This window comes from Bacillus sp. JJ864 (assembly GCF_036963045.1).
Classification (GTDB): Bacteria; Bacillota; Bacilli; order Bacillales; family Bacillaceae_G; genus Bacillus_A; species Bacillus_A pseudomycoides_C.
Genome location: NZ_JBALLY010000119.1, coordinates 1 through 8,177, shown reverse-complemented (window position 1 = coordinate 8,177; position 8,177 = coordinate 1). Strand labels below are relative to the sequence as shown.

Below are 8,177 nucleotides of genomic sequence, written 5' to 3'. Positions count from 1 at the left end.
GATCCAACAACAAGTTCAACAATTGTCTATATCACTAACCAAGGAAACAGTATAGATATTGATGGGATTGATTTTGAAAACATTCTCAAAAAAGGAAATGGCGTTATAACGGATGGAGCGGGTAGCTTAAATGGGCTATATGTAGGTAACACCAATATTACAGGTGTATTAAAAGGTGGAACGATTAGAAATGTTAATGTTAAAGAATTTCACAATATTGATGACAACGAAAATATCGTTTTCGAAGATACAGCGGCACTTTATCTGGCAGGTTTTTCAAGCGCTAAAATAATAATTGAAAACGTCGATGGATATAATTTTGGTAAAAGATTGGTTAAAGCTCAAGTATCTAATTTAATGATAAACAAAATTAAAGGCGAGTCATATACAAATGATGCTCTATCTGTTGTAAATGCAATGGATGCTAGCGATATTATGATAAACAATGTACAAGCAATTGGTAAAATTAGTGTGGCAATAGCTTCATCGTGTATGAACACAAGTATTGATAATGTAGTATTTAATATAGATCAAGCAAATTTAGTTAGTCCTAACTCATTTGGTATTCAGATAGGTGCAGACAACATTACAATTAAAAATGTAAAAGGCAAAGCTGAAAGACATATTGTATTCTTAAGAATCGATGGTAAACCGTTTAGAAATGTTTCTATCGATGGAGTTAATGTGACAATGCCTTGGTACGGAAGTGCTGTAATACAATTTCTTCAAAATAGCGAAGGATTTGATGGGCTATCGATTGAAAATGTTTTTGTAGATAATGAATCTACATTCTCGTCCAACTATGTATCATTGTTCGATACATACTATCTAAATGTTGGAAATAAAAACAGTAAAAATTTAACTATTAATAATGTTGTATTAAATAGCAAATATACTATGAATGATTATGAAAGAATCATGAATTTGTATAGAATAACAGGTGCTAATATACGTAATATATCATTCGAAAATAACGGCGTAAATCGAGCCGCACGTGGGTTATATATTGAGGCTTGTAATGATGTTAGATTAAGAGATTTAAATATCAAAGCATACGTACACACGGCTTGTCAGATAAAAGACTGTAATGATGTAAGCATGAAAAATATTAAAGCAAGTGCATCATCAAACTATGTTGCTACTGTATTTAACTCAACAAGAGTTAAATTTTCTGAAGTAGATCCAACTAGAATTCTGTTAAATGATCAACTTAGCGTTCAAAATACAATGTATGAAAAATGTTATTCGATGGGACCATCGCATAGTAGACCTATATCACCTTTCATAAATCATGAACATTATGATACAACACTAGGAAAACAAATATATTGGAATGGGTCAATTTGGAAAGATTTAATGGGAACGCCAGTTTAATAAAAAGAAATATTTACCTCTTAATATATAAATTGTAATAAATTTTTGTTACTATAATATATTAGGAGGTGGATATTTTTGGTCTTTTTGTTAACTATTGCTATTATTATGTTTTTTGTATTTTTTGGAAAGTTGCGGAGTGGAAGGTTTTATAACCCAATAAGTTTTTACATGTTATTTTGGGGATTTTGGATTTTGATATCATTAAGTAATCCGTTTGGATTATATGAAGTTTCCGAAAAAACTTATTTCACAATTTTATTAAGTCTATTTTGTTTCGGAATCGGATGTATTCTTATTGATTCATCTAAAATATTGATAAAAGAAAATGACAGTATTATTACAAATGATAATTCTTTTACAAAGTTAAATTCAAAAAGGTTCCTAATATTACAGTTCATTATTTTTGCGATTTTGTTTTTCTATTATCTAAAATACAGTTCTCTATTGTCTTCAATGACACTGGATGACCAACGAAGAATTGTTTATACTGTTGGATTACTGTTTAACAGTACGTATGAAATGCTGTTTTACAATTGGATTATAAAACCGATAATGATGATATCGGTGATCATGGTAATGGTGAATTATATTATTTACGGACGAAAAAATGTATCTTTAGTAATCTCATTATTAAACTGTGTTCTTTTTAGTTTCATTGGCAATGGGCGTTTGATTTATTTTGACCTACTTATATACATCCTGATTGCCGTTGCATTCAAGAAAAGTTTTAGTAAATTTAAACAGATACCAAAGTTCCATATACGTAAAAGTACTTTAAAGAAATCGATACTTTTTATAATCGGTATCTTCGTCTTATTGTATGTAATGAATTCGACATCAGCACGTCGAATAGGATTAGAAAATCCAAGTCTTTATCAGATGTGGGATACGTTTGTTAACTATTCATTTAAGCAAGGGATTGTTTATTTTACTGGTCCATTACGAGCACTTGATTATTTCTTAACTTCAAATATCGCTGATTCAGTTGGATATACATTTGGAAGATCCAGTTTTGCTGGTATAGAAGAAGTTATTGTTTCTTTTTTAAGTTCATTTTTACATGATCCATCTATTGCGCTTAACTCAGCAAATTATACAACGTCTTCTTTTACTGTTCCAAACATTCAAATCGGTACCGATCAAACTTTCAACGCCCTATACACACACGTAATGAATTTTTATCTAGATTGTGGGTTAATTGGTATTGTTGTTTTATCTACCTTATACGGTATTATTTCCGGTATTGTGTTCAAATATTGTTTGCGGAATATAAATATTTACAAAATTTCTTTACTCGTATACTATATCCATCATTTAGTTGTTTCAGAGTTCAGATGGGACTACCAATCGCCAGCTAGTTGGATTATTATATTCTCACTAATCATTATTAGTAAGAGATACGAGAAACGAATAATAAAAAATGATGTACAAGAAACACGTAACAGAAAAAGAATAAAAATTGTTTTTTAACAAAATACGGCTTTGAATAAGAGAAGAACGATGATATTCATCGCTCTTCTTTTTACTTTGAGGAGGAGATTCATCATGAAAAGAATTGTAGATCAAAAGATTTATAATAAGCATGTTAGTCAAGAAAATAAAAACCTCGTTAAAGATTTCTTAATAGAAAAGAAGGCAGAAGGAAGAGCCGAAAGTACAATAAGACAATATAAATGGGATTTAAGGATTGTTATATACATTGTTCATCAGTATTTTGAAAATAAAAACCTTATTGAATTAACACGCAAGGACATTCGAAATTTATCTATTATTTTTCAAGATATGGGAATGTCAAACTCTAGAGTAAACGGTATTATGAGCGCACTTCGTTCAGCACTTGAATATTGTGCGGATGACGATGATTATGAATATGATTACAACGTTGGATCTAGAGTTAAAGGTCTACCTAAAAGACCTGTGAGAGAAATTACATTTATTCCAGAAGAGCAGATCAATTGGTTAATTGATAAACTTATTAGCCAAGAAAAATATATGTTAGCAACATATTTGTCATTATCATATTACAGTGCAGCAAGGGTATCGAAATGGTGTTGGTGCATACGAGGGAGTTGTGGCTCATAGTACAGCAACACCTGGGGCACCAGCTATTAATATCCAACGTTATGAAACTCGGACATGGCGTTCAGCTTTTGTTCATTATGCCACTGATTGGGATGAAAATATTCAAATCGCAAGTACAAAGTACCGCGCTTGGGGAGCTGGGCCAGTAGCAAACGCTCGTTTCGTTCATGTAGAATTATGTGAAACGAGTGATCCAGTGAAATTCAAGCGCTCTTATGAGCGATATGTGAATCTGTTGGCAGATATTTTACGTGATAGAGGTATTATCCCAGCGCAAGGTTTGTGGACTCATAAAGACATCACATACAAGCTAGGTGGCACAGATCATGAAGACCCACTTGATTACCTTCGTAGTCATGGCGTTTCAGAATCTCAATTCAGAGCAGATGTTCAACGTGCATATAATGGCGGTTCTGTATCAGTTGAAACTAAATCGCAGCAACCTTCTGAAGATGTGAAAGGTGCAAATGGAGTCGCCTATATCAATGGTTATAATGTAAATCTTCGTTCTGGACCGTCAACAAGTAATGGAGTTATCCGTAAGCTTCAAAAAGGCGAAGCATATAAAGTTTATGCTAAAGTAGGAAACTGGTTAAATCTTGGAGGAAATGAGTGGATTTATTACGACTCATCGTACATTCGTTATGAAGGGGAAAAGACTTCTTCTGTCACTGGTAGCCGTGTTATATCAAAAGTGGACAACCTTCGATTCTATGATTCCCCTTCATGGGCGAATAAAGATGTTGCAGGAACCCTGGATGAAGGATGGGGATTCACTATTGATGCGAAAATCATGGTTAATGGTTCTGCACAGTACAAAATTCATAACAGCAAAGGGAAAACATATTATATAACTGCAAATGAAGCTTATGTGTATGTTAAATAGGTTGAAATAAAACCCAGTTCCCTTTGCGGACTTGGTTATTTTAATTGAATATAAGTCGGTTCGATGTATTTTGATGAGTCATACGTGAGTTGGCTTAGATAATATAAGAGCTGACTCTTGTGGGGGACTTAATAAAAACTAGGTTAAGTTAAAAGTCAGAAAATTCATTTCTATCATTACAAATGTTGAGAAAATTAAATATATAATATATTAATAGAAAAATATGTTATTTTACAGGTGATATTTTCCGGAATATCTGTTTATTATGTATAGGAGGGATTATTAATGAAAAAAGCATTAACAACTGTATTAGCGTTGGGGATAACACTAGGTGGGTTACCTACTATTAGTAGTGCAGCTATGGAAAAAACCTCTGTTACACAAGAACAACAACAGCAACAAGTACTTAGTGAAGAATTAATAAAAGAAATAAAAAAGAATTTTACCAGAGGTGGGATTCCGGAAGAAACTCAGGTAAAATTAACTGAAAAAGTTAATCGAGGTGAATTATTAGATGCACAAAATCCTGCAATGGCAGGTACTGGACGAACAGAATCCAAGAGTTATTGGGATGAAAATGGAATACTTTGTACTGAAAGAAAAACTACGTATTTAGATGGATCTGTTACATTAGAATCCGCTTCAGGTGGCACTGTAGAGAGGGTTAAATCTACTGATAAACAAGAAACTGTTTCAGGAGGCACTTCTAGAACTGGTTCAGGATATGTTAGTTATTATGGTCGGAACGTTTCTCGTTTAAGTGGAGTTGTATATTCTAGTTTTAAAGCGGATTATACAAATGTACAAGGTGGATATGATAGTCTTAGTAGAATATATGAATGGGATATTAGTGGTGTAGGTAGTTTATCAAATGTATATTTAGATTTAGTTAGAGATTCTGAAACTTACGATAGCAATGCATATGGTTATTTAAGATTTACCGGAACAGTAGGAGGTTATACTACAACATTTTACCATAGACTATATGTCGGAAATGATACAGCGTGGGATAATGGTAATTGGTGAAATATAACACGTAATTGTGGGGTGAAATAATGAATATTGGCACAGGAATTTATACTATTATAAGTTTTGCCTCAATTATAATTGTATTATTTGTTTTATATTTTCTTGTGAAAAAGAGAAAACAAAAATAATAGAAAGAATATTAGTTTAGATTGTAATGATTTAATAAAAAATCCGGCTCTTGAAGTGACCCCATAAAGTTAGACATGTTATTCCATTAAGCGGATTTTTGGGCATGAGCTCGGTATTGTACCGGGCTCATGCCTTTTAGTTTTGCTTTAATTCGTTTGTTGTTGTAGTAATTTATATATTTGGCTAGTTCTTGCTGAAAGTGTTCAACACTTTCAAATTCTTTTAGATAAAGAAATTCTGATTTCATGATACCAAAGAAATTTTCAATAACAGCGTTGTCGTAACAATTTCCTTTGCGAGACATACTTTGCGTAATGCCACGTTCACTAAGGGCGTGGCTATATTTTTTCATTTGATAGTGCCAACCTTGATCAGAATGAATAAGAAGAGTATCTTCGTCCGTTAAACGCTCAAAAGCTTGATCTAGCATTGTTGAAACAAGTGAATACGTTGGTCGTGAACCAATTGTATACGTGATAATTTCTCCATTAAATAGATCCAACATCGGTGATAAATATAACTTCTCTCCAAATAATTTAAACTCTGTAATATCCGTAACCCATTTCTCATTTGGTTTTTCAGCTTGGAAGTTTCGTTCTAAAATATTCGGTGCAATCTTCCCAACTGTTCCTTTGTAAGAGCGATATTTTTTCATACGGAGAAGGCATTTTAACCCTAGTTCTTTCATGATACGCTGTACTTTTTTATGATTTACTTTGTGTCCGCGATTCGTAAGTTCATCACGAATACGACGATAGCCATAACGTCCTTCATGTTCGTCATAAATAGATTGAATCAATACTTTTAACTCTGTATCCGGATCAGGACGATCAACATTTTTCACCCAATAATAATACGTGCTACGGGGAATATCAGCGAGCTGAAGTAGCATTTTTATCGAAAATTCATGCCTTAATTCATAGACTACTTGGGCTTTGTCTTGTTTCGTGATTTTTCCTTGTTTTGAACTAAGGCATTCAACTTTTTTAAATACGCATTTTCCATACGTAAACGCTCATTTTCCGCTTGTAGTGCCTCTATTGAACCTTCAACGGTTCCTTGATTTTTGGTTATATTATGGTTTTTATTTTTTATAGATGGACGCCCTTTTTTCTTTTGTTCAAGGGCATCCATTCCTTTCGTTTCTAATAGCTTTTTCCATTGAAATAGCGTAGAAGGTGCTGGGATGTTAAAAATTGCAGCTGTCTCTCTAATAGACGTCCCTCGTTCGTTCATATAATTAAGTATGTCTAGTTTATACTGCAAACTGTATGATGTATAGCTTTTATTAAAAGCTTTTTCTCCATGAAATTGATACTGTTGAATTCATGTTCGAAAAACAGGGAGAGCCACTCCGATAGAATCTGCGATATTTTTTTGGCTTTCTTTACCATTTAAATAACGTTTTACAGCTTGTAATTTCTCTTCAATTGTAAATTTAGTCATAAGAAAAGCACCTCCAATTGTTAGACTGTGTCTAACAATTGGGGTGCACTTCATCTTGTAATGCCTACTCTTTTATGTCCTAATCGCTCACTGACAATCTTCGGATGTATTCCTTGTTTTAGCATTAAAGTAGCATGTGTATGTCGAAGATTATGAAAGCGAATATCAGGAACTCCACTTTTCTTTATAAGCTTTTTTCATAGCTGTGTCAAACTTCTAAAATTGCAGGGATTACCGTTAAAGTAGGGCAAACCAAGTCAAAGTCATTATGTTCACTTCCATAACGTTCTTTGTCTGTATTAACTCAATTAAGTTGTTGTTTTAGAAATTGTAATGTAATTTTAGGAATGACAATTAATCGTTTACCTGAAGAAATTTTTGGTTCATGAAATTCTTTCGTAATATGGGAAAGGGAACGGTTCACGGAAAGTGTTCGTCTTTTAAACTTTGTACGTTATGTGAAGAGGAAGACGGGTATTGACAAATAGTAAAATCGTAATTAACTTTGCAGTTTTTACAAGATATTAATCAACGTGTTGGCGATTGACTTGCAACAGGTGGAAATGAAAATGATTCGTATATAGGATAGCAGTTACGGTTTGCGGAAGATGTATTAAAAATAGAAGCTAGCAAAAAAATATTTTAAAGAAAACTAATGTTGTTTAGTATATAAGTGTTTATTTAAACAGTATACATAGTATTTTTGATTTTGATGTGTAGATTCACCATGATATTCTATTTTTTGAATATCATTGTATGTAAAAATATATTGTTCTTTTGTTTCTATATTTTCTAAGTTCAATTCTAATAGATAACCAGTAACAGTTTCTTTGAAATCATAAGAAACTAGCTTATGAGGTACAGTTTCTTCTTTTCCAGATATATTTGGGATTAAACTTAATTGTAATGTCTTGCATGTACTTAATGATGATTCGAAAAAGCTATCAATTTTGTTCATAGTAATCACTCCTATAGTTAGAATATATTAATTGTAAAATAATCTTTTTGAATAGAAATATGTATTTGGATGGCAAATAGAGGAAAGCCCTAACCTTAATACAGCTAGAGCTTTCTACATGGTGCATAATGTATATAACATGTGCTGTTCATAAAAATAATACCATATATTTCATTGTAATTTAATAGATAAATATTACAATTTATTGAACTGGTGGATTAAAAATACACTTTCGGTATATGAGCTTGCATTAAAAAGAGCAGTTAGCAA

General features: G+C 32.3%; 4 protein-coding genes and 4 pseudogenes. 5 read left to right on the top strand and 3 right to left on the bottom strand.

Going from position 1 to position 8,177, the window contains the following annotated elements:
• The 5 genes and pseudogenes from V7024_RS17630 to V7024_RS17610 all read left to right on the top strand — a co-directional run.
• A partial coding sequence (locus tag V7024_RS17630; RefSeq protein WP_335522252.1) for a hypothetical protein occupies positions 1-1,374 on the top strand: 1,374 nt, incomplete at its 5' end.
• Between the two features lie 108 nt (positions 1,375-1,482).
• Positions 1,483-2,847 carry an O-antigen polymerase gene (locus tag V7024_RS17625; RefSeq protein WP_335522298.1) on the top strand — a complete coding sequence of 455 codons (1,365 nt, stop codon included), beginning with the start codon at positions 1,483-1,485 and terminating at the stop codon, positions 2,845-2,847.
• A gap of 75 nt (positions 2,848-2,922) precedes the next feature.
• Positions 2,923-3,414: pseudogene (locus V7024_RS17620) on the top strand (tyrosine-type recombinase/integrase); the annotation flags it as partial.
• Positions 3,407-4,345, top strand: a pseudogene (locus V7024_RS17615) (N-acetylmuramoyl-L-alanine amidase); the annotation flags it as partial. The pseudogenes V7024_RS17620 and V7024_RS17615, both read left to right, overlap by 8 nt.
• A gap of 285 nt (positions 4,346-4,630) precedes the next feature.
• Positions 4,631-5,371, top strand: a complete 741-nt coding sequence (locus V7024_RS17610) for a hypothetical protein (protein WP_335522251.1) — start codon at positions 4,631-4,633, stop codon at positions 5,369-5,371.
• Between the two features lie 217 nt (positions 5,372-5,588).
• On the opposite strand, the pseudogene V7024_RS17605 reads toward V7024_RS17610, so the two are convergent.
• From V7024_RS17605 to V7024_RS17595, 3 genes and pseudogenes are all read right to left on the bottom strand, one after another.
• Positions 5,589-6,949: pseudogene (locus tag V7024_RS17605) on the bottom strand (IS3 family transposase).
• 50 nt (positions 6,950-6,999) lie between these two features.
• Positions 7,000-7,373 (bottom strand): annotated as a pseudogene (locus V7024_RS17600) (tyrosine-type recombinase/integrase).
• Positions 7,374-7,601: 228 nt separating this feature from the next.
• Positions 7,602-7,907, bottom strand: coding sequence for a hypothetical protein (locus V7024_RS17595; RefSeq protein ID WP_335522249.1), 306 nt, complete (start codon positions 7,905-7,907; stop codon positions 7,602-7,604).
• Positions 7,908-8,177: the final 270 nt, after the last annotated feature.

Coding starts and splice junctions, on each gene's coding strand:
- V7024_RS17625 (WP_335522298.1), top strand. CDS start 1,483: ATGTTTTTTGTATTTTTTGGAAAGTTGCGGAGTGGAAGGTTTTATAAC.
- V7024_RS17610 (WP_335522251.1), top strand. CDS start 4,631: ATGAAAAAAGCATTAACAACTGTATTAGCGTTGGGGATAACACTAGGT.
- V7024_RS17595 (WP_335522249.1), bottom strand. CDS start 7,907: ATGAACAAAATTGATAGCTTTTTCGAATCATCATTAAGTACATGCAAG.